We start from the raw sequence: 23,231 nt of genomic DNA, 5'->3' as shown, positions 1-23,231 counted from the left end.
CGGTGCCCTCCACCGCGCTGTCTGCTTCGCGGGTAAACCCGCTCCCACAGGGAGCGGGCTTGCTTGCGAAATCAATGCTCTGCGCGAGAGCGCAGCTCGCGATCTTCCAGCTGTACCCAGCTCTCCGGCCCCGCCAAGATCTCCTCCTCGCTCAGCAAGCATTCATCCAGCGCCACCCTCAGCGCATCAACGTCCAGCCCTTGGCCGATGAACACGATTTCCTGCCGGCAATCGCCCACGTTTTCATCCCATTTGCCCATGATCGCCTGGCGCCGATAGGCTTCCAGCGGCCACTGTGCCTGCTCGACGAAGCGCCACCAGCGCCCGCTGTATTCCCACTCGAACCGCCCGCCGCTCAACGCCAGCATGCCGATTTCGAAAAACCGGCTGGCCGACCAGAAATAGCCTTTGCAGCGCAGCAGATGCCCGTGTGCCCACGGTTGTTCGAACAACGCCCGCAGCCGTTGCGGATGGAAGGGCGCGCGCTCTCGGTACACCCATGACGTGATGCCGTAGGTTTCCGATTCCGGTTCCGGCTGTGCCGCACGGTCTATCTGCTGCATCCAGCCCGGCGACTGCACCAGGCTCGGCAGGTCGAACAGGTGCGTACCCAGCACGTTGGCCAGGTCTGTTTCGCCGCGCACCATTGGCACGATGCGCGCACGCGGGTTCAACTGGCGCAGCAGGGCCTCCAGCGCCGGGTAGCGCTGGGGTTCCAGCAGGTCGAGTTTGTTCACCAGAATGACGTCGGCATACTCCACCTGTTCGACCAGCAGGTCGCCCAGCGGCCGCTGCCCGGGCTCACCCCCGGCCGGGGCAGCGGCACCCAACAAACCTTCGAAACTGCTGGCGTCGACCACCGTGGCCAGCGTGTCCAGGCGCGCCAACTCACTCAGGCTGAACCCGTCACGGTCGAGAAAGGCGAAGGTTTCGGCCACCGGCATGGGCTCGGAGATGCCCGTGGATTCGATCAGCAGGTAGTCATAGCAGCCGGCCCTGGCCAGCGCGCTTACCTGCTCCAGCAGGTCGGCGCGCAGGGTGCAGCAGATACAGCCGTTGGTCATCTCCACCAGCCGGTCGCTGCCACGCTCCAGGGTGACGTTACGCCCAACGTTCTCGGCGTCTATGTTCACCTCGCTCATGTCGTTGACGATGACCGCCACCCGCAACCCCTCGCGGTTATGCAGGATGTGGTTGAGCAGGGTGGTCTTGCCTGCGCCGAGAAAACCCGACAGTACGGTCACGGGCAGCCGAAGGGGGTTGTCGGCTGCACGGCTCATGCCGGCTGCACCGGGTCCAGGTAGCTCTCGAACAGGTCGACCACCACACGCCCGTCGTCTGCCGCCTCGCCCCACAGGTCCCGCACCTCGAACTGCACGTGGTAGGTGGGTTGCAGCGCCGCCGAGCGGTCACCGTGGCCGATGCTGTCGGGGAACGGCCAGCGTTCGCGGGTGCGGTGCAGCACCACGCCTTCCTTGCCCCGCACGTAGGCGGGGCAACGCACGTGGCCGGCGAAGCGCTCGTCACGTACCCGTACCCGCTGGCCCACCTCGAACGGCGGGCGGTCGGTGATGGCCACCCGCCCCTTGCTGTGGGGCGGGTTGGCCAATTTGAACGGTGAGCCCAGGGCTTCGTCCAGCGCCTCCTGGGTGATGGCCTGCGCCTCCACCAGCAGCGAGGCGGTGGCGATGACATAGCGCTCGTAATAGGTGGTGCCCACATGCTGGCGCACATCCAGGCGCTCCACGGCATGGCGGGCCTCGTCGATGCTGAACAGGCCAAGGTGGTCACTGGCCACGAACATCAGGCTGTACGCCAGGTGCTCCCAGTCTTCCTTGAAGACCGGTTTGTAGCTGAGGGTGTCAATGCGGTGGGCGACCTTGCCGAAGCCCTGAAAACCGCCGAGATCGTGAAATCCGTCCATTGCGCTTTACCTGTGTGGAATGGGGAAAAGGTGCGCCTAGCGCACCACGGGCAGGGCGACGCCGATCAGCACATCCTTGGTGACCAGGCGGCGCAGCGCCTCTTCATCCAGGTGCTCGCTGCCGGCCGGGCGCTGGGGCAGTACCAGGTAGCGGCTCTCGGCACTGGTGTCCCACACACATACCTGCATGTCGGGCGGCAGCTCGGTGCCGAGTTCGCGCAATACCGTGCGGCCTTCGCGCACCAGGCGGGCGCGGAATTCGAAGCTCTTGTACCACTCAGGTGGCAGGCCGAGTACCGGCCAGTTGGTGCACGAGCAGAGGCTGCAGACGATCACGTTCTTGACCGTGGGGGTGTCTTCCAGGGCCACGATGTATTCGCCCTGGGGGCCGGTGTAGCCGTACTCGGCGCAGGCGGCGGTGCCGTCCTCCAGCAACAGGCGGCGGTAATCTTCGTCGACCCAGGCACGGGCGACCACCCGCGCGCCATTGGCCGGGTCCCACTGGTTCTCCATCAGGTCGGTGAGCTGTTCGATGTAGCCTTCGGGCACCATGCCCTTGTCCTGCATCACTTTCAGCAGCGCCCGGGCACGCTGGCCCGGTGTCGAGGTGTCGGTGGTTGGCACTGATGTGCTCATGATGGTGGGCTCCTGATCAGGCATTGCGGTCAAAGGGTTCGCCAGTCGACGCTGGCTTCGAAGGCGCTGGCGGCCTGGTACAGCAGGCCCTCGGCGTAGTGCTTGCCCACCAGCATCAGGCCCACCGGCAGGCCGTCCACGTTGCCGCACGGGATGGACATGGCCGGGTGGCCGGTGATGTCCTGGGCGCTGGTGTTGCCGATCATCTCCAGCGCCCGGGCTACGTATTCGCTGATCGAACAGCCTGCCGGCGGGTGAGGTTGGGCGATGATCGGCACGGTTGGCAGCACCAGCAGGTCGTAGCGCTGCAGCGCCTGGTCATACCCTGCGCGGGCCAGGCGGGCAATGTTCTGGGCCTTGGCGTAGTAGCGCCCGTGGTACCGCTCCAGGCCGTACTGGCCCACCAGCATGCACAGCTTCAGTGAGGGCGACAGCACATCAGCGTGGTTGCGCCAGCCGGCCTGTTTGTCCAGCAACGCCACGTCGTACAAGCCCTTCCAGTTGAACCCAGCGCCGTTGGCGTGCATCAGCTGGTGGGTCAGGCCCTCGCAACCGATGGGGTGCCACAGCGCGCCGGCCAGCCGATGCTCGGCGACGGACACCGGTTCCACCACCGCGCCCAGTGCGCTCAGCCGTTCGATGGCGGCGCGCACGGTGTCGCGTACCCGTGGGTCCAGGTTGTCCAGCTCGAAGCCTTCCTGGAGGACGCCGATGCGCAGGCCGCTGACACCGCGGTCCAGATATTGGGTGTAGTGGTCCACCTGCGGCGCGGCCTGGCGCGGGTCCAGGCCGTCGGCACCGGCCAGCACCTCCAGCATCAGTGCGTTGTCGCGCACATTGGCGGTGATGGGGCCAGCATGGTCGATGGTCGCCTCGATGGCCATGATGCCGGTGTAGGGCACCAGGCCGTGGGTGGGCTTCATGCCGTAGGTACCGCAGAAGGCCGACGGAATGCGAATGGAACCCCCCTGGTCACCGCCAATGGCCATGTCCACCTGGCCAGCGGCGACCAGCGCCGCACTGCCCGAGGACGAGCCCCCGGACGCGTAACCGTGACGGTGCGGGTTGTGGACCGGGGCAGGGTCGGACGTGTGGCTGCCGCCGGAGATGCAGTAGTGCTCGCAGGTCGCCTTGCCGACGATGGTGGCCCCGGCCTCCAGCAGGCGCGTCACCACGGTGGCGTCGAACCCCGGCACGAACCCTTCCAGGGGGGCGGCACCGTTCATCATCGGCACACCGGCCAGGGCGATGTTGTCCTTCAGGGCCACACTGCGCCCGGCCAGCTTGCCATCGCTGGCACCACTGATTTCGGTGCGCTGATACCAGGCATTCAGCGGGTTTTCGGCGTCGGTCGGGCGATGGCTGGTGCGCGGCTTGCCAGCGGTGACCGGGGTGTAGTCGGGCAACTCGTCGATCAGGTCATAGGCATCGAAGCTGCCTTGCATCAGTGCCAGGTACTCCGTGGCCTGTTCGGGGCTCAGTTGCATGTGCAGACGTTGGGCGAGGTCTTGTACCTGTGTTGCGGTGGGGCGGACGATGGCCATGGGGCAATCCTTTCAGGTATTGGGTGATGAATGCGGGGTACGCTGCCTCAGAAGATGTGTGCATAGCGCAGGTTGATGCGCAGGTTCTCCTTGGGCCCGTTGTCCACCGACAGGTCGCGCCCCAGTTGCAGCTGCAGCTGGTCCTGCGCAGTGACGAAGCGCGTGGCGGTCAGGCGCAGGTTGGTGGTGCCCAGGCGGTTGTCCTGGTCCACACGCTCGACCTCGGTTTCGCCGCCCCAGGTGCGGCCGACGCCAACGGCAAAGGTGGTGGCCGTGTCCGGCATGTAGCGGGCCATGATCTGTGCAGCGTAGGACACGTCCTGCTCCAGTTTCTGGCCAGCTGGCCCGTAATCGTCGTTGTCGCCATACCAGGTGGCGCCACCGACCAGGTCCACCGCCCAGTGGGCGTCGAAGTGCTTGATATAGGCACCCTGCAGTTCGAACTTCCACCGGTTTTCGCCGATGTTCAGCGGGTCGTCGCGGTCGTAGGTGCCCGTCGGCACGAACAGGTACGGGGTCAGGCTGAGGGTGTCCCGGGCTTCGTTGAGCCGTAGCTTGAACGGCGCAGCCAAGATCAAGTCGCCGATACCGTCGGCATTGCCCAGGGGCGACGCATCGCCGCTACTGGACACATGGCCGAAGGGCAGCAGGAACTGTGGGTCGACGGTCACCGTGTCACTCAGGGCGATGACGTGCAGCAAGCGCAGAATGCCCACGTCCGACCTGAGCTTGAAGTCCGAGCTTATCTTGTGGCCCTGGGCGTAGGCCGCGTTGTTGGTGGAGTGCTGGTAGTACAGCGCACCGATGGTGGCGCCCACCGGGTACTGTTCGTAGTCACCGGGTGCCACTTCCACGGCCTGGGCTGCGGCGGCCGGCAGCAACGCGCCCAGGGTAAGCAGGCGCAACCTGTTCATGCCGGGCGCCCTCATGATGCGTGCGCCTGGTGCGGGCAGCCGGTAGCGGCGGGTAGCGCATCGCGCATCATGCCGGTATTGGGGTGGCAGTTGATGTACTCGAACAGCTGCTGGCGGCCATCGCTCACGGACACCTCATGGTACAAGCGCAGTTTTTCCAGGCCGCTTGCCACGCGGAAGAAGGTGACGAAGATGCGCAGGTGAGTGGGGTGCGATTCCGCCCAGCGCTCGAGCTTTTCCACCGACCGCCAGTGGCCGATGTTGTAGCTTGAGTCCAGCAGGTTGCCCTGCAGGTCGATATTGCGTACGAAGCGGTTGCTGTAGCAGCCCAGTGGCGCCCCCTGGTCACGCAAGAAATCCATGCCTGCCTGCAGGGTGGGAAGGATCTCGTCAAGGTATAGCGAGCGTTCCTCGGCCTCGGTCTCCACCCAGTCCTGCCCGGAGCGGATCAACGCGATGTTGTCATGGCCGCGCACCACTACCCGGCCGCCTTTGGCAGGGTCACCACTGACGATGCGCAATTCGCCGTCGGGCAGCATCCAGTCGGTCTGTGACACCGGGAAACGGTCGCGCATGGAGCCCCAGTAGCCATGCTCCTCGATCTCGCCGCTGGTGCTGTCCATTACCGCGCCTACACCCGGCAGCCGGTCCTGGAAGGCATACAGCGTTTCGAACTGTTCCGCCCGTGGGGCAATGATTTCGCGGAAATATCCAAGCCCATCCTGCAGCCGCGCTTCGGCTGCCCACCACTGTGCCACTTCCGGTGAGTTCAGCCAGCGGCCATAGGCGGCCGGGTCTTTCCAGTAGCCGACCACCATCAGGTTGTCGTAGCCACTGTTGTCGGTGTGGTGGGTCAGGTCATGGTTCAGCGGGCCATCGGCCAGGCTGAAGCTCGCCACGATCTGGCCCATGGCCTGCAGCGCGGCGGGCTGGTGGTGTTGGCCCTGGTACTGCACGCCCAGGTAAGCCATCACCACCTGCTGCATGTGCTCGCCGGCGCGGGCCACCCACATGGGGAAGGGCGGTTGGTAGTCGTCGGGCACACGGCGGGACAGGCTTCTTGGGCACTTGAGGTGCTTGTCGATCGCGGATTCCATAGGCTGCTCCTTTCTTCTTGATGTTCATCAGGCCGCACGCAATGGCCTTGGAGGGCACCGGGGAAATGGCCGGTGTTGCCTAAACGTTATGCAGCGCAAGGCCCACCCGCTTTGTTCGGCGTGACAACCGATTGGCTGGAAAGGACAGGTTTACGCCAAGGCGGCAGGCGTGATCGAGGGTGGTGCCAGGCGCGCGCCACGTGCGCCATTGGAGGGCACATATTGGGGCGTGCTGCTGCCCCGGCAGCGTGGGGCGGCGGTTACCGGGCTGGCGTGGAACTTGCTGAAAAATCGGTTGGCGAGTTGCCCGCGACTCACCCGATTCATGACGCAGTCCGCCTTGTGAGGTAAGTGCCATGCCTGTGCCCAGCCACTACTCGACCGTCGCAGTGGAAGCGCCACGTCGTTTCGATTACTGGAAGGATGTGGTCTGCCAGCATTGCCTCAAGGCCGACAGCCGACCCGCGTCGCAGAGCGATTTCGAAGGCATGCTGGCGGTGAAGGGCATCGGTGCGCTCGAGCTCTATACCCTGTCCTCACCCCTGCATCACTGGGCGCGCAAACCTGGTCACGTGCGCAGCGATCCGAATGACGACCTGTGGCTGGCATTCACCCCAAAAGGCTTCGGGCAATTCGAGCAAGGTGGGCGGCAGGCTGCGTTTTCTGCCGAAGACGTGTTTCTTTACGACGCAGACCAGTGTTTCCGTTTCAGCCTGGGTGGTACCGAAAACCACTTGCTGCGTATCCCCCGGGCGTGGCTGGCTACCCGTGTACCGGCCATCGAGCAACGCACCGGCATGCTGCTGGATCAGCGGCGACCAGGCGTCTTGCCATTGCGGGCGATGATTCAGCAGGCAGCCAGCCACGGTACGGTCGGCAGCGACGTGCTCAGCGAGCGCTACGCCGACACCTTGCTCGATTTGCTGGTGTTGAGCCTTGAGTGGCAGGACCTGACCGTCACCCAGCACGAACTCGACCTGCATGGCCGGGTCATGCACTACATTCGCCAGCACCTGGCCGACCCCGACCTCAACCTGGAGCGCCTGGCGCAGGCGCATCATGTGTCGACGCGCACCGTTACCCGGGCCTTCGCCCGCCATCAGAAAACCCCGGCGGCGGCCATCTGGAAAGAGCGACTGGATGCCAGCCGCACTGCGTTGGAGCGCGGCCGAGTGAAGAGTATTTCCCAGGCGGCGCTGGATTATGGCTTCAGCGATTTTTCCCACTACAGCCACGCGTTTCGCAAGGCATTTGGTGTGGCGCCGTGCTCCTTACTGAACCGAGGGAGCAAGGAACCGGCGCAGTAAGTCAGGTGGCGAAGGCGGGGAGGGATACCACTTTGTTCGCTTGACTCAGCCCGGTCACTGCAAATCGCTGAACAGTGGGAGTTGATTGGAAGTACGCCAGGCCACAAGGGTTGCCAACACCTGCTCAGGGGGTTGCTCATCGTCGGGATCATGGGGATAGATGAGGTCTGAACCGTCGGGGTGGTCCACAACTTCGATGAAATGTTCGAGCAGCGCGTCCTGATACGCTGACGTTCCAGCAGCGGACGTTATCGTTTGGATCAACGTCAGGAACTCGGCTGCGGTGTAATCGACCAGGCGTTTGGGCGAGTGTTGCTCCACTGGCGCGGCGCGGCCGCAACACCTTGCATTGTGGTCATGGCATTGCGTTTCAGGACCGTGGTTGCAAAGTTCGTAGGACCTTGAGCCTTCAAGGGTTTGATGAAACGGCGCACGGGGCGGCCAACCTTTTTTCATGCGGTTCAACTGGTGTTTCCCGAACTGTTTGGAGCAGGTCGCGTCGTTGGCATAGGTACTCCACAAGGCAGACTTGAAATCGCCAAATGTTTCAAACTGTTGGCCACGGAGTTTGGCCTTGATCTGTTCCGGTAGAAGTGTATTCATGCTGAACTCGCTGGGAAGGCAATTGCTTTTTTTAACTGTTGTCGAGAGTGCGCGAGCAGTATTCAGAAAATTGCGCAGGGAGGGAATGCTTTCCGAGGCTGATTGAGCGTGGGTGAAATCCGAAGGGGGTGTAGGATTTTCTACTTGAGTTCGATATGACTTTTGGTAGGCCCTGGAAAACCAGGGCCTCATTACCTCAAGGAGTTTTGAAGCCTTCCTTTTCATTGGCTAATCGCCAAGCTTTGACAATTCCCAATACTTCGCCAGGTTCTCCGGTATTGCCGCCAGCAGGTCTAAAGAATAGGTCACTGCCACTGGGATGCTCGGTGATGCGCTCAAAATGTTCCATCAGTGGAATGAGTACCCGGTCTGGCTCATCTTCAATTGCGCGGTGGATCTCCATCAATAAGTCGTTAAATTCTTCTTCCGTATAGTTTTGATAATTCTCTTTCAAGATCATGGCTTCTTTCCATAGTGAGTAATATTATGTGAGCGAGGTGTCAAGACTACTATATTGTTCATGTCATACACGCCTCCTTTTTCACTGATTGGAATCACATGGTGCAACTCATAAGATCGTTTGCTTTTGTATTCATCTTGCTTTTCCACCCAAGGTGAATAGCCGTGCTTTTTCATGCGACGAAGTTCTTGAAGGTTGAAATGTTTGGACAAATCTGGGTCTTTAGCTACTTCCTTCCAAAAGCGTCTTCTAAAAGCGTCGAAATTCTTGAATTCCCTACCTCTTAGTTTATCCGCGATCTGAGCCGGGATTGGAGCACCTTCCGGGCGTCTTGCATCTTGGCGCCAGGTTTCGGAGGGGACGGCGCCTGTTCCCACAGATGTACCCGGCTCGTACCTCGGGCTTTTCAGCACCACCAACAGCGGCGGCAGACCCGAATCCGCGGGGAACGTGACAATCAGCCGTTCCTGATCCAGCAGGTCTAGGGCGGGGTAGCTTTCCGCTTCGGGGGTAACGGGGTTCAGGCTCGACCCTGTGTAAACAATGACCCCTTCTGGTACCTGTGGGAAACCGGTGGGGCCACCCAACCCAGCCCCGGGTGGACCAGCCGGCGTCCAGGTCAAAGTGCGCTGCGGGTTCTCCAGCGCCACACTGTAGACGCCGCGTGCGCTGTCCCATCTGGCGGCGCGGACAGGGACCGAACCGCCACCAGCTGTTATGTGCAACCTGAGGTCGGTACCCTCTTCGCTGCCCGATAGCAGGTATGGAAGGTCCAGCTGCGGTGCTGACAAGGCAAGCGCCTCGAGGTCTGGACCCTCTGGTGGCGCCAAGTTTCTCAGCGGGATACCGATCAGGTATTGCCGTTCGCTGTTGCCCAGAGTGGATGGCCATGCCAGAGACATGGTCGCGACGAGCGCCGTAGTGCCGGTAGCCAGAACACTGGCTATCGCTGTGCGTATTGCGGCTTGCAGGCCTGCATATGCGGTTGACAGGTTACCGAACGAGGCTGGCCCGATCGGCAGTATTAATGGCAACGAAGCAGCATCGCGGCCGGGGTAAGCATATGTTCGGCGCAAGCGTTCTTCATGCTGCTGCTTGCGCAGCGCCTCGGCCTGCTGCCTGGCTTCGTCTGCACGGCGTTCAGCTGCCAATTTTCGCGCAGCTTTTTTTGCCTGTCGCTCGGCGAGAGCTTCCTTGACCTTACGTTCAGCTTCAACCCGCCGGGCTGCGCTGGCGGCCCTTGCGGCCTCTCTGGCCTGCTGAGCCTGCTCCCTGCGCAAGCGGAGCGCTTCGGCTTTTTCGGCTGCTTCTCTGGCTTTGCGTTCCGCTAGCGCTTTTCGTTGGGCCTTTTTTGCCAGTCGCTCTTCCCTGGGGCGTTCGGCTGCCTGAATCTCCCCAGGTACCCACTTGTGTATGAAGGCTTGCTCCTTCGCCCTGAGATCTGCCTGAGCTTTTCGTCTGGCTGCTTCCGCTTCGGCCTGCTGCTGAGCGGCTTGCTCCGCAGCGGCCTGTGCCTGAAGCAAAGCGCTTTGTTCGGTTGTATGTTTTGCCAACAGCTGCTCGGCGGCTTGTGTACGTTCAAGCAGGTTCTGCGTGGCGCTCGCATAACGCTCCAGAAAACGTATGGATTCGGTGAGCGACACTGCCAGGTGGTAGTCCTTCCACAAAGGGCCCGCCCGACGGTTGCGTTGTTCGTCTACAAGGTGCTGCAAGGCTTCCGTTTGCGGCTTGGACAACGGGCCTGTGATGTTGGGGTTGGAGGAAGAAAAAGCAGGGATGGCCAGGCGTTTGGCGGCGATCAGCGCGTGCGTGGCGGCGAGATGCGCGGCGAGGTTGTCGGTCAGCTGATGCTGCCCTTCCAGTCCGACGGTATTGACTATTTCGTGTTGGAGAAAACTCGGCAAGCCGTCGAATTCGATGGCTCTTTCCACGTGGATCTGGCCAAGCCTTCTGGTCACGACTTCAGGCAGGTTGACGCCGGGCTCTTCAAGCTCGATACGGTCCAGTGCGGCAGCCAGTGGTGCAAGATCCGCCGCATGCGCTGCCAGCGCGCTCGCTTTCAGATGCAACCTGTAAGAGCCATCTGCAGACCTGTTCAACCTTGAGTACAGCTCGTTGGCGAATGCCTCCCCCCTTTCTGTAAATACGCCCGGGTCATAGATCCGGGTCATCATCGAGTCTGTGCGCTTGTAGAAAGATGGCGCCCCGTAGAAGCTCACAGCATCCGGCAAGTCCTGCAGATAGCCCCTGCGCGTGTCGCGTATCAGTTCCGTAAGCTGTCTTTGTTCCTCCTTCAACTGGCCGAGCGCGGTGGTTGCAGAGGCTCTTGCGGCCTCGGTTATGCTCGATCTCTGCTGTGCTATTTGTGCGGGCAATTGCTGGATGGACGCGGCATACCTGGCGTCATGGTCTTGCTCGATGCCCTTGCGCTCGATATCGAGCACGCGGCTGGGGGCTATTTCGTGGGTGTCTATCACACGAGGTGGGCTGGTGCCGCGTGGGCGCCCTGCATCCAAGCCCCAGCCACCGAAACCAAATCCACCGCCTCCGCTGATCGGGGCCAGTGGCATCCGGTCGGGGGCGGTGTCGCTGATCCAAAGCGCCTCGGTCAAGTACAGCGGGGGGTATACGTAAGTGGGCTCAAGTACGACGGGGTTGTTTTCGGCCATGTAGTCAGCTCCTGATCGCTACATGGCCAGCTTTTCGTAAGGCAACTTTCGCAGATATCGGCTGCCGGGTGATCAATCAGTAAGAGACTTCCCTCGCGATGGAAGGGCGCTTCTAGCGACGGTTCTCCCATACCGGAACCACGCGCCGCTCCTTCACCGCCTTGTAGGAAAAACTCGAATAGATCTCCTTCACCCCCGGCAGGCGCTGCAGCACCTCGCGGGCAAATTCGCCGAAGGACTCCAGGTCGCTGGCCACGATTTCCAGCAAAAAATCGTACCGCCCGGAAATGTTATGGCAGGCGACAATCTCGGGTATCTCCATCAGCCGCTGCTCGAACGCCAGCGCCATGGGCTTGGTGTGGGAATCCATCATGATGCTGACGAAGGCGGTTACCCCGAACCCCAGCGACTTGGGTGAAAGCATGGCCTGATAGCCGGTGATATAGCCGTTCTCTTCCAGCAGCTTGACCCTGCGCCAGCAGGGCGAGGTGGTCAGCGATACCAGGTCGGCGAGCTCGGCGACCGTCAGGCGGGCATTGTTCTGCAAGGCGGCGAGCAGGGCGCGGTCGATGCGGTCCAGGGGTGCAGGCATGGTTTGCCCTCGAGTATTCAGATTTATTGTTTTTGTTCCAAAGCAGTATCGATAGGCTTGCGATTTTGGAAAAATTCTTGGGTTGCACTGGCATAAGCTTAGAGCAACCTACAAGAGGCAGTTGCCATGCGCGGCTCCGATAACAACACCGGTTTTTCAACGCGGGCGATCCATTACGGTTACGACCCCTTGACCCAGGGCGGTGCCTTGTTGCCGCCTGTCTACCAAACTGCCACCTATGCCTTCCCGACGGTTGAGTACGGTGCTGCGTGCTTTGCCGGGGAGCAGGCCGGGCATTTCTACAGCCGTATTTCCAACCCTACCCTGGCCCTGCTGGAGCAGCGCATGGCCTCTTTGGAGGGCGGTGAAGCGGGGCTGGCGCTGGCTTCGGGCATGGGTGCCATCACCTCGACGATGTGGACGCTGCTGCGCCCGGGCGACGAGTTGATCGTCGGGCGCACGCTGTATGGCTGCACGTTCGCTTTTCTGCACCATGGCATCGGCGAGTTCGGGGTAAAGGTTCACCACGTGGACCTGAACGATGCGGCGGCGTTGAAGGCGGCGCTCAACGGCCGCACACGCATGATCTACTTCGAGACGCCGGCCAACCCGACCATGCAACTGGTCGACATCGCCGCAGTTGCCGAGGCCGTACGCGGGCGGGATGTGCGGGTGGTGGTCGACAACACTTACTGCACCCCTTACCTGCAACGCCCGCTGGAACTCGGTGCCGACCTGGTGGTGCATTCGGCCACCAAGTACCTGAGCGGTCACGGTGACATTACTGCGGGGCTGGTGGTGGGGCGCCAGGCTTTGGTCGACCGCATCCGCCTGGAGGGGCTCAAGGACATGACCGGGGCGGTGCTGTCGCCCCATGACGCGGCGCTGCTGATGCGCGGCATCAAGACCCTGGCGCTGCGCATGGACCGCCACTGCGCCAATGCCGGGCAGGTGGCGCAGTATCTGGCAGCCCAGCCGCAGGTCGAACTGATCCATTACCCGGGTCTGCCAACCTTTGCCCAGCATGCGTTGGCCAACCGCCAGATGCGCTTGCCCGGTGGCATGATCGCTTTCGAGCTCAAGGGCGGTATCGAGGCCGGGCGACGGTTCATGAACGCCTTGCAGCTGTTTGCACGGGCCGTGAGCCTGGAGGATGCCGAGTCGTTGGCCCAGCACCCGGCGAGCATGACCCACTCCAGCTACACGCCCCAGGAGCGGGCGCATCACGGCATCTCCGAAGGGCTGGTGCGTTTGTCGGTAGGGCTGGAGGATGTGGAGGACTTGGTGGCGGATGTGCAGCAGGCCCTGCGCGCATGTGCCTAGGCTGGGGTAGCCGCGCGCGCCAGCCACAAAAAAAGGCCTCTTGCGAGGCCTTCATTGTGTTCAGCGGTTCAATGCTTGAGCCCGTAGCTCTCGTCCAGCATGCCTGGCGAGTTCGGCGTCTTGGGCGCGTAGTCGCGGGGCACTTCGGCCGTGTCCTTCGGTGGGGTCAGGCGGTCACGGTGACCGTGGGCGCCTTCCGAATGCAGTGCGGCCAGCAGGCGTTGGCGGGTCAGCTCGTCCAGGGCCAGGTGGTTGGCACCGTCGGCCAGGTGATCCTGCACATCCTGGTAGCTCTGGTTCAGCTTCTTCACCAGCACCGCCGTGCTGTTGAAATGGGTAACTACCTGGTTCTGGTAGCTGTCGAAACGCTGCTGGATGTCATCCAGCTGGCGCTGTGTGCTGCTGGGGGCGGCATTGGGCAACAGGCGGGCCACGACGAAACCTACGACCACGCCAATGACCAGGGCCAGGGTCGGCAACAACCAAACAAGGAGCGAGAGTTCCACGAGTCCTTCCTCTATAAACGGCTTTGCTTTACGTTAACGGCTCAGACCTGCGCTGTATACCGCGAGCGATCGCAAATCAGAACAGAATTCCTCACCTAGACGAATCGACCTCTCCCAAGGTCACGGAGTAGTGCCTTGCTTGTCCGCGAAACCGCCTTGTTCATCGACGGCCCCAGTGGCCCGCTCGAAGCCTTGTACCTGGACGTTGCCGATGCCCGTGGCGCGGTGCTGATCTGCCATCCCAACCCGGTCCAGGGCGGCACCATGCTCAACAAGGTGGTCTCGACGCTGCAACGCACCGCCCGCGATGCTGGCTATGTGACCCTGCGTTTCAACTACCGCGGTGTCGGGCAAAGCGCCGGCACCCATGACATGGGCGCTGGCGAGGTGGCCGATGCACAAGCCGCGGCCGCCTGGCTGCGGGCCACTCACCCTGCGCTGCCAGTGGTGTTGATGGGCTTCTCGTTCGGCGGCTTCGTGGCCACCAGCCTGGCCGGCCGCCTGGAAACCGACGGCGTGACGTTGCAGCACCTGTTCATGATTGCCCCGGCGGTGATGCGCCTGACCGCAGCGTTCCCGCTGCCGGAGCAGTGCCCGATCACGGTGGTGCAGCCCGACGCGGATGAGGTGGTGGCACCGCAGCTGGTTTACGATTGGTCCCACAACCTGTCGCGCCCCCATGAGCTGCTGAAAGTGGCAGAATGCGGACACTTCTTCCATGGCAAGCTGACCGATCTGAAGGATCTGCTGCTGCCACGCCTTTCGAACTGAGCCAAGCCTGAATAAGCGAACACCCATGACCACGCGCATCCTTACCGGTATCACCACCACCGGCACTCCGCACCTGGGCAACTATGCCGGTGCCATCCGCCCGGCGATTCGTGCCAGCCAGCAGCCCGGCGCCGACTCGTTCTATTTCCTGGCCGACTACCACGCGCTGATCAAGTGCGACGACCCGCTGCGCATTCAGCGCTCGCGCCTTGAAATCGCCGCCACCTGGCTGGCCGGTGGTCTGGACCCGAACACGGTGACCTTCTACCGCCAGTCCGACATCCCGGAGATCCCCGAGCTGACCTGGCTGCTGACCTGCGTTGCCGCCAAGGGCCTGCTTAACCGCGCCCATGCCTACAAGGCCTCGGTGGATAAGAACGTGGAAAACGGCGAAGACCCGGATGCCGGCGTTTCCATGGGCCTGTTCAGCTACCCGGTACTGATGGCGGCAGACATCCTGATGTTCAACGCCAACAAGGTGCCGGTGGGCCGTGACCAGATCCAGCACGTGGAAATGGCCCGCGACATCGGCCAGCGCTTCAACCACCTGTTCGGCCAGGGTCAGGACTTCTTCGCCCTGCCAGAGGCCGTGATCGAGGAAAGTGTTGCGACCCTGCCGGGCCTGGATGGGCGCAAGATGTCCAAGAGCTACGACAACACCATCCCGCTGTTCACCAGCGCCAAGGACATGAAGGATGCGATCTCGCGCATCGTCACCGACTCGCGCGCCCCTGGCGAGGCGAAAGACCCGGACAACGCGCACCTGTTCACCCTGTTCCAGGCGTTCTCCACGCCAGCGCAATGCACCGAGTTCCGCGCGGAGCTGGAGCAAGGCCTGGGCTGGGGTGAAGCAAAACAGCGCCTGTTCCAGTTGCTGGACGGCCAGTTGGCCGAAAAGCGCGAGTACTACCACCAGTTGATCGCCCGCCCGGCCGACCTGGAAGACATCCTGCTGGCGGGTGCTGCCAAGGCGCGCAAAATCGCCACCCCGTTCCTTGAGCAACTGCGTGAAGCGGTAGGCTTGCGCTCGTTCCGCAGCAGCGTACAGGCTACCGCCGATGTGAAGAAAAAGGCCGCCAAAAGTGCTCGCTTCGTCAGCTTCCGTGACGAAGACGGCAGCTTCCGCTTCCGCCTGTTGGCCGCCGATGGCGAGCAACTGCTGCTGTCGCGCAGTTTTGCCGACGGCAAGAGCGCCGGGGCTGTAAGCAAACAGCTGCAGCAGGGTGGCGAGGCCGATGTACGCGCCGAGGGTTTGGGCTTTGGCCTGTGGTTGAACGGCGAGCACGTTGCCGACGGGCCGCAGTGCAGCAGCGTCGAGGCCCGTGATGCGGCCATCGACAGCCTGCGTGCAGCCCTGCAGCCGCAACAAGGCTGAATGTAGGAAATGCACTCGGGCTGAGGCATTTCGCCGCAAGTCTGATTGCCATTAAGCGGGCCGGTCGCTACAGTGACGGCCCGTTTTTTGTTGCCTCGCTAACGAATCATGACTCCCTTAGAACGCTATCAAGCAGATCTGAAACGTCCCGACTTCTTCCATGACGCGGCGCAGGAAAATGCGGTGCGTCACCTGCAGCGCCTGTACGACGACCTGGTGCATGCACAGAACAGCAAGCCAGGCATGTTCGGCAAACTGTTTGGCAAAAAGGAGCAGACCCCGGTCAAGGGCCTGTACTTCTGGGGTGGGGTAGGGCGAGGCAAGACCTACCTGGTCGATACCTTCTACGAGGCGCTGCCGTTCAAGCAGAAGATGCGCACGCACTTCCACCGCTTCATGAAGCGGGTGCACGAGGAAATGAAAACCCTCAAGGGCGAGAAGAACCCGCTGACCATTATTGCCAAGCGCTTCAGCGAAGAGGCCAAGGTCATCTGCTTCGACGAATTCTTCGTGTCGGATATCACCGATGCCATGATTCTCGGCACCTTGATGGAAGAACTGTTCAAGAACGGTGTATCGCTGGTGGCCACGTCCAACATCGTGCCGGACGGCCTCTACAAGGATGGCCTGCAACGTGCGCGCTTCCTGCCGGCCATTGCCATGATCAAGCAGTACACCGACGTGGTGAACGTCGACAGCGGGGTCGACTACCGCCTGCGCCATCTGGAGCAGGCTGAGCTGTTCCACCACCCGCTCGATGAAGCCGCTCAGCAGAGCATGCGCGCCAGCTTCAAGGCGCTGACGCCTGAGTGCACCCAGGCGGTGGAAAACGATGTACTGATGATCGAGAACCGTCCGATCCACGCGCTGCGCACCTGCGACGACGTGGCCTGGTTCGACTTCCGCGCCCTGTGCGACGGGCCGCGCAGCCAGAACGACTACATCGAACTGGGCAAGATCTTCCATGCCGTGTTGCTGAGCAATGTGGAACAGATGGGCGTCGCCACCGACGACATCGCCCGCCGCTTCATCAACATGGTGGACGAGTTCTACGACCGCAACGTCAAGCTGATCATCTCAGCCGAGGTTGAGCTCAAAGACTTGTACACCGGCGGGCGCCTGAGCTTCGAGTTCCAGCGCACGCTAAGCCGGCTGCTGGAAATGCAGTCCCACGAGTTCCTGTCCCGCCCCCACAAGCCCTAGCGGGCAGCGGCAAGCGGCAAGCTATAAGCTGCAAGCTAAAGGCAGTGCGGTGTACGCGCTGCTGTGGCTTTTTCTTGCAGCTTGCAGCTTGCAACTTGCCGCTGCAGGAGGCCCTAGGCCTCCTGCATGAATTGCTGGCGATACTGGTTGGGTGACAGTTCGGTGTGCTGGCGGAACAGCCGCGCGAAGAAACTGGCATCGTCGTAGCCCACCTCGTAACTGATGGTCTTGATGCTCTTGCGGGTGCTGGACAACAACCCCTTGGCTGTCTCGATCCGTAGGCGTTGCAGGTAATGCAGCGGCTTGTCGCCTGTGGCGCCCTGGAAGCGGCGCATGAAGTTGCGGATGCTCATGCCGTGGTTGCGTGCCACGTCCTCGAAGCGGAACTTGTCTGCGAAATGCTCTTCGAGCCAGTGCTGGATCTGCAGGATGATCAGGTCCTGGTGCAGCTTCTGGCCACCAAAGCCCATGCGCCCCGGCGAGTAGTTGCGCTGCACCTCGTAGAGGATGTCGCGGGATACCGCACGTGCCACGTTGGCCCCGCAGAAACGCTCGATCAGGTAGATGTACAGGTCGCACGCAGATGTAGCGCCGCCGGCACAATACAGGTTGTCGGCATCGGTCAGGTGCTTGTCCTGGTTCAGGCGGATCCTCGGAAAGCGTTCGGCGAAGCTGGCGAAGAATCGCCAGTAGGTGGTGGCCTCCTTGCCATCCAGCAGGCCGGACTCGGCCAGCCAGAACACCCCGCTTGCCTCTGCGCACAGCACCGCGCCGCGGGCATGTTGTGCCCTTAGCCAGGGCAATACCTGGGGATAGCGTTGCAGCAGGTTGTCGAAATCGTCCCAGAAGGCCGGCAGGATGATCACATCCGCATCTTCCAGCCCACCGTCCACGGGCAATTGCACATTGCTGAAACTTTCCACGGGCAGGCCGTCAGGGCTCACCAGGTGAATCTCGAACATGGGCTGCAAGCCCAGGCCCAGCTGCTTGCTGTAACGCAGGCTAGCGAGGTGGAAGAAGTCCTTGGCCTGCATCAAGGTAGAAGCGAACACCTTGTCAATGGCCAGGATGCTGACGCGCCGCAGCGACGCGGGGGGTTGGGTAAACATCATTGTCATTGTTCTTATAGGGTGGAGTGGTCAATCACTGGCTGGATCGTCTTATTTTTTTCGGCCAGCGGCAAGGGGGGGCAGCGGCAAGCAGCAAGCAGCAAGCAGCAAGCAGCAAGCGGTGAGCTGCTAGCTGCAAGCTAGGCGGCTGCGGCTTACGGTGCCGGGTTGGGTTGGTCCTGGTGGATAGCCTCGATTGCGGCCAAGAGTTCGTCGCTCAGGGTCAGTGACAGGCTGGCCAGGTTGCTGTCCAGCTGCTCCAGGCTGGTGGCACCGATGATGTTGCTGGTCACGAAGGGTTGGCGGGTGACGAAGGCCAGGGCCATCTGCGCCGGGTCCAGGCCGTGCTCGCGGGCCAGTTGCACGTAACGGCTGCAGGCATGGGTGGTCTGCGGGTTGGAGTAGCGGGCGAAGCGGCTGAACAGGGTCAGGCGCGCGTTTTGCGGCCGGGCACCGTTCTCGTACTTGCCCGACAGCATGCCGAAGGCCAGGGGCGAGTAGGCCAGCAGGCCGCACTGTTCACGGATCGCGACCTCGGCCAAGCCCACCTCGAAGCTGCGGTTGAGCAGGTTGTAGGGGTTCTGGATCGAAACGGCGCGTGGCCAGCCCCGGCTCTCGGCCAGCTGCAGGAACTTCATGGTGCCCCACGGCGTTTCGTTGGACAGGCCGATGTGGCGGATCTTGCCCGCGCGCACCTGCTCGTCCAGCACCTCGAGGGTTTCTTCCAGCGGCGTGAAGTGGTCCTGGGGCAGGTGCTGGTAGCCCAGCTTGCCGAAGAAGTTGGTGCTGCGCTCGGGCCAGTGCAGTTGGTACAGGTCGATGCGGTCTGTTTGCAGGCGCTTGAGGCTCTCGTCCAGGGCCGCGACGATGTGCTGGCGGTTATGCCTGAGCTGGCCATCGCGGATGTGGCTGATGCCATTGCCGGGGCCCGCCACCTTGCTGGCCAGCACCCAGTCGTCACGGTCACCCTGGCTGGCAAACCAGTTGCCGATGACGCGCTCGGTGGCCGCGTAGGTCTCGGGGCGCGGCGGCACCGGGTACATTTCGGCGGTGTCGATGAAGTTGATGCCGGCGGCCTTGGCGCGGCCAATCTGGGCAAAGGCCTCGGCCTGATCGTTCTGTTCGCCCCAGGTCATGGTGCCCAGGCACAGGGCGCTGACGTTGAGGTCGGTACGGCCGAGCTGGCGGTATTCCATCGGTTGCATACTCCTTCAGAAAGTTTGTTCATCAAAGCAGGTTGAAATTTTTCGCGCAATCTGGATAATTCAGCGCCTCTCCGTGTGGCGGAAGTGATGCACCACCACGCAGGAAGAACCCCGTCGAACATTGGCGTGCCTGACCCGAGCCCCCAAAAGCGTCAGCGTTCGGCTGCGCGCTTGCCCTTGGCAAGCCGTGCACTATCCAGTAAGATTCGCCGTCTATTTTTCGCTGGGCGGCCTCTGAGGCTTTAGAGAATGAAAACTTTTACTGCTAAACCGGAAACAGTAAAGCGCGAGTGGTTCGTAGTCGACGCCGCTGGCCAGACCCTGGGTCGTCTGGCTACCGAAATCGCTAGCCGTCTGCGTGGCAAACACAAGCCAGAATACACTCCTCACGTTGACACCGGCGACTACATCGTCGTCATCAACGCCGAGCAGATTCGTGTAACGGGTGCCAAGTCTTCCGACAAAATGTACTACTCCCACTCCGGTTTCCCGGGCGGCATCAAGGAAATCAACTTCGAGAAGTTGATCGCCAAGGCCCCTGAGCGTGTTATCGAAACCGCGGTCAAAGGCATGCTGCCTAAGAACCCGCTGGGTCGCGACATGTACCGTAAGCTGAAAGTGTACGCGGGTGCAGCTCACCCACACACTGCTCAGCAGCCTCAAGAACTGAAGATCTAACGGGATAGTTCATTATGTCGGCGACTCAAAATTACGGCACTGGCCGTCGCAAGACCGCAACCGCTCGCGTATTCCTGCGTCCGGGTACTGGTAACATCTCCATCAACAACCGTTCTCTGGACGTGTTCTTCGGTCGTGAAACCGCTCGCATGGTTGTTCGTCAGCCACTCGAGCTGACCGAAAGCGTCGAGAAGTTCGACATCTACGTCACCGTTTCCGGTGGTGGTGTCAGCGGTCAGGCCGGTGCGATCCGTCACGGTATCACCCGCGCCCTGATGGAATACGACGAAACCCTGCGTGGCGCTCTGCGTCGTGCTGGCTACGTCACCCGCGACGCTCGTGAAGTCGAGCGTAAGAAAGTGGGTCTGCGTAAAGCGCGTAAGCGTCCTCAGTACTCCAAGCGTTAATATCGCTTCGGCAGTCGAAAAAAGCCCGGTTCCTTGGAACCGGGCTTTTTTTTTCGCCTGAACTAACCTGTCAGCATGTCGGTGACCGCTTGTCGCATAGACGCAGATCAAGCAAAGCGTGGGTTGTCCCCCTGCACCGGGGTAATCACCTTGTCAGTGTGTGGATTTGTTTCTTACCATGGCGGCCAATTTTTAGCGCACTGACACAACCTAAGTACGAGCCTGGTTCAACAGGCCAAGCAAGCTGATGGGAGAGGACTGAATGAGCAATGACGGCGTCAACGCAGGCCGGCGCCGCTTCCTCGTAGCCGCGACATCCGTGGTCGGGGCAGCGGGAGCAGTGGGGGCTGCGGTACCGTTCGTGGGGTCATGGTTCCCCAGCGCCAAGGCGAAAGCCGCAGGTGCACCGGTAAAGGTCAATATCGCCAAGGTTGAGCCAGGGCAGCAAATGGTCGCCGAATGGCGAGGCCAGCCAGTATTCATCGTGCGGCGAACGGACGAGATCCTCGGCAATCTGAAAAAAATCACCGGCGAGTTGTCCGACCCGGATTCCAAAGCCTCGGTGCAGCCGGCCTATGTCGACCCGCAAGTGCGCTCCATCAAGCCTGAAATTCTCATCCTGGTAGGGCTGTGTACGCATCTGGGCTGCTCCCCCACCTTCCGTCCCGAAGTTGCACCCGCCGACCTGGGCCCCAAGTGGGTCGGTGGCTACTTCTGCCCCTGCCACGGTTCCCACTACGACCTGGCCGGGCGTGTTTACAAATCGCAGCCTGCCCCTCTTAACCTGCCAGTGCCACCGCACTCCTATGAGTCGGATGAGATCGTCGTCATTGGCGTCGACCAGGAGAATGCATGATGAGCAAATTCATGGACTGGGTCGACGCACGCTTCCCCGCCACCAAGATGTGGGAAGAACACCTCAGCAAGTACTACGCGCCCAAGAACTTCAACTTCCTGTACTTCTTCGGTTCCCTGGCGCTGCTGGTGCTGGTCAACCAGATCGTGACCGGTGTGTGGCTGACCATGAGCTTTACACCGTCGGCCGAGGAGGCGTTTGCCTCGGTCGAGTACATCATGCGCGATGTGGAATACGGCTGGATTCTGCGTTACCTGCACTCCACAGGGGCGTCGGCGTTCTTCATCGTGGTGTACCTGCACATGTTCCGCGGTCTGCTCTACGGCTCTTACCAGAAGCCCAGAGAGTTGGTCTGGCTGTTCGGCATGCTGATCTACCTGGCGCTGATGGCGGAGGCCTTCATGGGCTACCTGCTGCCTTGGGGCCAGATGTCGTACTGGGGCGCACAGGTGATCATCTCGCTGTTTGGCGCCATTCCGGTGATCGGCGATGACCTCACCCAGTGGATCCGTGGTGACTACCTGATTTCCGGCATCACCCTGAACCGCTTCTTCGCCCTGCATGTGGTTGCGTTGCCGATCGTCATCCTGGGCCTGGTGGTGCTGCATATCCTGGCGCTGCACGAGGTGGGCTCGAACAACCCCGATGGCGTCGACATCAAGAAGCACAAGGACGAAAACGGTATTCCGCTGGATGGCATTCCGTTCCACCCTTACTACACCGTGAAAGACATCGTAGGCGTGGTGGTGTTCCTGTTCGTGTTCTGCTCCGTGGTGTTCTTCTTCCCGGAAATGGGCGGTTACTTCCTGGAAAAACCCAACTTCGAGCAAGCCAACGCCTTCAAGACGCCCGAACACATTGCCCCTGTCTGGTACTTCACACCGTTCTACGCCATTCTGCGCGCGGTGCCTGACAAGCTGATGGGCGTGATTGCCATGGGTGCCGCCATCGCCGTGTTGTTCGTACTGCCCTGGCTCGACCGCAGCCCGGTGCGCTCCATGCGCTACAAAGGCTGGATCAGCAAGCTCTTCCTGCTGGTGTTCTGTGTTGCCTTCGTGATCCTGGGTGTCCTGGGCGTACTGGCACCGACCCCGGGGCGTACCTTGTTGTCGCAGGTGTGCACGGTGTTGTACTTCGCCTACTTCCTGCTGATGCCGTTCTACACAAGGCTCGAGAAGACCAAACCGGTTCCGGAAAGGGTGACTGGCTGATGAAAAAGTTGATTGCAGTATTTTTGCTGGCCGTGATGCCTGCCATTGGATTCGCCGCTGAACACGGGGTAGAGCTGGACAAGGTCGATATCGACCTGGCTGACAAGGCCGCCATGCAGGACGGTGCACGCACCTTCGCCAACTATTGCATGGGTTGCCACAGTGCCAAGTTCCAGCGTTATGAGCGGGTGGCCGACGACCTGGGCATCCCACACGATGTGATGCTCGACAACCTGGTGTTCACCGGTGCCAAGATTGGTGACCACATGCAGATTGGCATGAAGCCCGCTGATGCCAAGACCTGGTTCGGTGCGGCACCACCCGACCTGACCCTGGTGGCGCGCGTGCGTGGTACCGACTGGCTGTACAGCTACCTGCGGGCCTTCTACGAGGACCCGTCGCGCCCTTACGGGGTGAACAACAAGGTGTTCCCAAACGTTGGCATGCCTAACGTGCTGGTTGGCCTGCAGGGCAATCAGGTCATCGGTTGCAAGCAGGTGCAGACGGTGGTGGATGGGAAGAAACAATTTGACCCATTGACCGGCAGCCCTTTGACCCATGAGGCCTGCGACCAGCTGACCATCACGCCGAATTCCGGTACCCTGACGACCGAGCAGTTCGACGAGAAGGTCAAGAACCTGGTGACCTTCCTGGCCTATTCGGCCAACCCGGTCAAACTGGAAAGCCAGCGCATTGGTACTTACGTGTTGCTGTACCTGGCTTTCTTCTTCGTATTTGCCTACTTGCTCAAGCGTGAATACTGGAAGGACGTGCATTGATCACGCAGTAGTCTCTGGTTGTTGAACGCGCCCGCGGCCCCCTGGCAATACTGCCAGGGGGC

Annotated in this window: 24 protein-coding genes; 10 read left to right on the top strand and 14 right to left on the bottom strand. The window is 61.6% G+C overall.

What is annotated here, in order from left to right; translation table 11 throughout:
* Positions 1-71: 71 nt before the first annotated feature.
* The 7 genes from IAE33_RS22660 to IAE33_RS22630 all read right to left on the bottom strand — a co-directional run bounded on the left by IAE33_RS22660 (position 72) and on the right by IAE33_RS22630 (position 6,442).
* Complete coding sequence (locus IAE33_RS22660; protein ID WP_201165318.1) at positions 72-1,280, bottom strand: GTP-binding protein; 1,209 nt, start codon at positions 1,278-1,280, stop codon at positions 72-74.
* Positions 1,277-1,924 (bottom strand): nitrile hydratase subunit beta, encoded by a 648-nt coding sequence (gene nthB / locus IAE33_RS22655; protein WP_201165316.1) that lies wholly within the window; start codon positions 1,922-1,924, stop codon positions 1,277-1,279. The genes IAE33_RS22660 and nthB overlap by 4 nt, the downstream gene beginning before the upstream one ends.
* Positions 1,925-1,960: 36 nt before the next feature.
* Positions 1,961-2,560 (bottom strand): nitrile hydratase subunit alpha, encoded by a 600-nt coding sequence (gene nthA / locus IAE33_RS22650; RefSeq protein ID WP_201165314.1) that lies wholly within the window; start codon positions 2,558-2,560, stop codon positions 1,961-1,963.
* Between the two features lie 29 nt (positions 2,561-2,589).
* Positions 2,590-4,104, bottom strand: a complete 1,515-nt coding sequence (locus IAE33_RS22645) for an amidase (RefSeq protein ID WP_201165313.1) — start codon at positions 4,102-4,104, stop codon at positions 2,590-2,592.
* Between the two features lie 47 nt (positions 4,105-4,151).
* Positions 4,152-5,018, bottom strand: coding sequence for a transporter (locus IAE33_RS22640; RefSeq protein ID WP_201165312.1), 867 nt, complete (start codon positions 5,016-5,018; stop codon positions 4,152-4,154).
* A gap of 11 nt (positions 5,019-5,029) precedes the next feature.
* A complete protein-coding gene (gene oxdA / locus IAE33_RS22635; RefSeq protein WP_201165311.1) occupies positions 5,030-6,115 on the bottom strand; it encodes an aliphatic aldoxime dehydratase in 1,086 nt (361 codons plus the stop codon).
* Positions 6,116-6,265: 150 nt separating this feature from the next.
* On the bottom strand, positions 6,266-6,442 hold the full coding sequence (locus IAE33_RS22630; protein ID WP_201165310.1) for a hypothetical protein: 177 nt from the start codon (positions 6,440-6,442) through the stop codon (positions 6,266-6,268).
* A 29-nt stretch (positions 6,443-6,471) separates the two neighbouring features.
* On the opposite strand from IAE33_RS22630, the gene IAE33_RS22625 reads away from it, so the two are divergent.
* On the top strand, positions 6,472-7,422 hold the full coding sequence (locus tag IAE33_RS22625) for a helix-turn-helix domain-containing protein (protein WP_201165309.1): 951 nt from the start codon (positions 6,472-6,474) through the stop codon (positions 7,420-7,422).
* 54 nt (positions 7,423-7,476) lie between these two features.
* Here IAE33_RS22625 and IAE33_RS22620 read toward each other — a convergent pair whose 3' ends face one another.
* The 4 genes from IAE33_RS22620 to IAE33_RS22605 all read right to left on the bottom strand — a co-directional run bounded on the left by IAE33_RS22620 (position 7,477) and on the right by IAE33_RS22605 (position 11,746).
* Positions 7,477-8,025: a bacteriocin immunity protein gene (locus tag IAE33_RS22620; RefSeq protein WP_236407270.1), complete on the bottom strand. Its 549-nt coding sequence runs from the start codon at positions 8,023-8,025 to the stop codon at positions 7,477-7,479.
* Positions 8,026-8,221: 196 nt separating this feature from the next.
* Positions 8,222-8,485: a bacteriocin immunity protein gene (locus IAE33_RS22615; protein WP_201165308.1), complete on the bottom strand. Its 264-nt coding sequence runs from the start codon at positions 8,483-8,485 to the stop codon at positions 8,222-8,224.
* The gene (locus IAE33_RS22610) at positions 8,482-11,154 is read right to left on the bottom strand and encodes an S-type pyocin domain-containing protein (RefSeq protein WP_236407265.1); all 2,673 of its coding nucleotides are present in this window, start codon (positions 11,152-11,154) and stop codon (positions 8,482-8,484) included. The genes IAE33_RS22615 and IAE33_RS22610 overlap by 4 nt, the downstream gene beginning before the upstream one ends.
* Before the next feature lie 112 nt (positions 11,155-11,266).
* Positions 11,267-11,746 (bottom strand): Lrp/AsnC family transcriptional regulator, encoded by a 480-nt coding sequence (locus tag IAE33_RS22605; RefSeq protein WP_201165307.1) that lies wholly within the window; start codon positions 11,744-11,746, stop codon positions 11,267-11,269.
* A 126-nt stretch (positions 11,747-11,872) separates the two neighbouring features.
* Between IAE33_RS22605 and IAE33_RS22600 the strand changes: the two genes are divergently transcribed.
* Entirely contained in the window at positions 11,873-13,069 is a 1,197-nt protein-coding gene (locus tag IAE33_RS22600; protein ID WP_201165306.1) for a methionine gamma-lyase, read from the top strand.
* A gap of 68 nt (positions 13,070-13,137) precedes the next feature.
* On the opposite strand, the gene IAE33_RS22595 is transcribed toward IAE33_RS22600, so the two are convergent.
* Positions 13,138-13,575, bottom strand: a complete 438-nt coding sequence (locus IAE33_RS22595) for a YhcB family protein (RefSeq protein ID WP_028635205.1) — start codon at positions 13,573-13,575, stop codon at positions 13,138-13,140.
* A gap of 135 nt (positions 13,576-13,710) precedes the next feature.
* Here IAE33_RS22595 and IAE33_RS22590 point away from each other — a divergent pair, with 135 nt between their 5' ends.
* From IAE33_RS22590 to zapE, 3 genes are all read left to right on the top strand, one after another.
* Complete coding sequence (locus tag IAE33_RS22590) at positions 13,711-14,346, top strand: alpha/beta hydrolase (protein ID WP_201165305.1); 636 nt, start codon at positions 13,711-13,713, stop codon at positions 14,344-14,346.
* 25 nt (positions 14,347-14,371) lie between these two features.
* Positions 14,372-15,721, top strand: coding sequence for a tryptophan--tRNA ligase (locus IAE33_RS22585; RefSeq protein WP_201165303.1), 1,350 nt, complete (start codon positions 14,372-14,374; stop codon positions 15,719-15,721).
* 108 nt (positions 15,722-15,829) lie between these two features.
* Positions 15,830-16,924, top strand: coding sequence for a cell division protein ZapE (gene zapE / locus IAE33_RS22580; RefSeq protein ID WP_028635202.1), 1,095 nt, complete (start codon positions 15,830-15,832; stop codon positions 16,922-16,924).
* 113 nt (positions 16,925-17,037) lie between these two features.
* On the opposite strand, the gene IAE33_RS22575 is transcribed toward zapE, so the two are convergent.
* A complete protein-coding gene (locus tag IAE33_RS22575; RefSeq protein ID WP_201165320.1) occupies positions 17,038-17,958 on the bottom strand; it encodes a GlxA family transcriptional regulator in 921 nt (306 codons plus the stop codon).
* Positions 17,959-18,188: 230 nt separating this feature from the next.
* Entirely contained in the window at positions 18,189-19,229 is a 1,041-nt protein-coding gene (locus tag IAE33_RS22570; RefSeq protein WP_028635200.1) for an NADP(H)-dependent aldo-keto reductase, read from the bottom strand.
* Between the two features lie 258 nt (positions 19,230-19,487).
* On the opposite strand from IAE33_RS22570, the gene rplM reads away from it, so the two are divergent.
* From rplM to IAE33_RS22545, 5 genes are all read left to right on the top strand, one after another.
* Complete coding sequence (rplM, locus tag IAE33_RS22565; RefSeq protein ID WP_008097538.1) at positions 19,488-19,916, top strand: 50S ribosomal protein L13; 429 nt, start codon at positions 19,488-19,490, stop codon at positions 19,914-19,916.
* Positions 19,917-19,930: 14 nt separating this feature from the next.
* Positions 19,931-20,323 carry a 30S ribosomal protein S9 gene (gene rpsI / locus IAE33_RS22560; RefSeq protein ID WP_003251821.1) on the top strand — a complete coding sequence of 131 codons (393 nt, stop codon included), beginning with the start codon at positions 19,931-19,933 and terminating at the stop codon, positions 20,321-20,323.
* A gap of 262 nt (positions 20,324-20,585) precedes the next feature.
* Complete coding sequence (gene petA / locus IAE33_RS22555) at positions 20,586-21,179, top strand: ubiquinol-cytochrome c reductase iron-sulfur subunit (protein WP_201165302.1); 594 nt, start codon at positions 20,586-20,588, stop codon at positions 21,177-21,179.
* Positions 21,179-22,390 (top strand): cytochrome b, encoded by a 1,212-nt coding sequence (locus IAE33_RS22550; protein ID WP_028635198.1) that lies wholly within the window; start codon positions 21,179-21,181, stop codon positions 22,388-22,390. Before petA ends, IAE33_RS22550 begins: the two co-directional genes overlap by 1 nt.
* Positions 22,390-23,169 carry a cytochrome c1 gene (locus IAE33_RS22545; RefSeq protein WP_201165301.1) on the top strand — a complete coding sequence of 260 codons (780 nt, stop codon included), beginning with the start codon at positions 22,390-22,392 and terminating at the stop codon, positions 23,167-23,169. Before IAE33_RS22550 ends, IAE33_RS22545 begins: the two co-directional genes overlap by 1 nt.
* Positions 23,170-23,231: the final 62 nt, after the last annotated feature.

The sequence above is a fragment of the Pseudomonas sp. S60 genome, assembly GCF_016647865.1.
Classification (GTDB): Bacteria; Pseudomonadota; Gammaproteobacteria; order Pseudomonadales; family Pseudomonadaceae; genus Aquipseudomonas; species Aquipseudomonas parafulva.
This window is presented reverse-complemented; position numbering and strand designations above follow the sequence as displayed.

What these genes read in the sequence shown, in the direction of transcription:
- IAE33_RS22660 (WP_201165318.1), bottom strand. Translation starts at nt 1,280, where the DNA reads ATGAGCCGTGCAGCCGACAACCCCCTTCGGCTGCCCGTGACCGTACTG.
- nthB (WP_201165316.1), bottom strand. Translation starts at nt 1,924, where the DNA reads ATGGACGGATTTCACGATCTCGGCGGTTTTCAGGGCTTCGGCAAGGTC.
- nthA (WP_201165314.1), bottom strand. Translation starts at nt 2,560, where the DNA reads ATGAGCACATCAGTGCCAACCACCGACACCTCGACACCGGGCCAGCGT.
- IAE33_RS22645 (WP_201165313.1), bottom strand. Translation starts at nt 4,104, where the DNA reads ATGGCCATCGTCCGCCCCACCGCAACACAGGTACAAGACCTCGCCCAA.
- IAE33_RS22640 (WP_201165312.1), bottom strand. Translation starts at nt 5,018, where the DNA reads ATGAACAGGTTGCGCCTGCTTACCCTGGGCGCGTTGCTGCCGGCCGCC.
- oxdA (WP_201165311.1), bottom strand. Translation starts at nt 6,115, where the DNA reads ATGGAATCCGCGATCGACAAGCACCTCAAGTGCCCAAGAAGCCTGTCC.
- IAE33_RS22630 (WP_201165310.1), bottom strand. Translation starts at nt 6,442, where the DNA reads ATGAATCGGGTGAGTCGCGGGCAACTCGCCAACCGATTTTTCAGCAAG.
- IAE33_RS22625 (WP_201165309.1), top strand. Translation starts at nt 6,472, where the DNA reads ATGCCTGTGCCCAGCCACTACTCGACCGTCGCAGTGGAAGCGCCACGT.
- IAE33_RS22620 (WP_236407270.1), bottom strand. Translation starts at nt 8,025, where the DNA reads ATGAATACACTTCTACCGGAACAGATCAAGGCCAAACTCCGTGGCCAA.
- IAE33_RS22615 (WP_201165308.1), bottom strand. Translation starts at nt 8,485, where the DNA reads ATGATCTTGAAAGAGAATTATCAAAACTATACGGAAGAAGAATTTAAC.
- IAE33_RS22610 (WP_236407265.1), bottom strand. Translation starts at nt 11,154, where the DNA reads ATGGCCGAAAACAACCCCGTCGTACTTGAGCCCACTTACGTATACCCC.
- IAE33_RS22605 (WP_201165307.1), bottom strand. Translation starts at nt 11,746, where the DNA reads ATGCCTGCACCCCTGGACCGCATCGACCGCGCCCTGCTCGCCGCCTTG.
- IAE33_RS22600 (WP_201165306.1), top strand. Translation starts at nt 11,873, where the DNA reads ATGCGCGGCTCCGATAACAACACCGGTTTTTCAACGCGGGCGATCCAT.
- IAE33_RS22585 (WP_201165303.1), top strand. Translation starts at nt 14,372, where the DNA reads ATGACCACGCGCATCCTTACCGGTATCACCACCACCGGCACTCCGCAC.
- zapE (WP_028635202.1), top strand. Translation starts at nt 15,830, where the DNA reads ATGACTCCCTTAGAACGCTATCAAGCAGATCTGAAACGTCCCGACTTC.
- IAE33_RS22575 (WP_201165320.1), bottom strand. Translation starts at nt 17,958, where the DNA reads ATGCAGGCCAAGGACTTCTTCCACCTCGCTAGCCTGCGTTACAGCAAG.
- IAE33_RS22570 (WP_028635200.1), bottom strand. Translation starts at nt 19,229, where the DNA reads ATGGAATACCGCCAGCTCGGCCGTACCGACCTCAACGTCAGCGCCCTG.
- rplM (WP_008097538.1), top strand. Translation starts at nt 19,488, where the DNA reads ATGAAAACTTTTACTGCTAAACCGGAAACAGTAAAGCGCGAGTGGTTC.
- rpsI (WP_003251821.1), top strand. Translation starts at nt 19,931, where the DNA reads ATGTCGGCGACTCAAAATTACGGCACTGGCCGTCGCAAGACCGCAACC.
- petA (WP_201165302.1), top strand. Translation starts at nt 20,586, where the DNA reads ATGAGCAATGACGGCGTCAACGCAGGCCGGCGCCGCTTCCTCGTAGCC.
- IAE33_RS22550 (WP_028635198.1), top strand. Translation starts at nt 21,179, where the DNA reads ATGAGCAAATTCATGGACTGGGTCGACGCACGCTTCCCCGCCACCAAG.
- IAE33_RS22545 (WP_201165301.1), top strand. Translation starts at nt 22,390, where the DNA reads ATGAAAAAGTTGATTGCAGTATTTTTGCTGGCCGTGATGCCTGCCATT.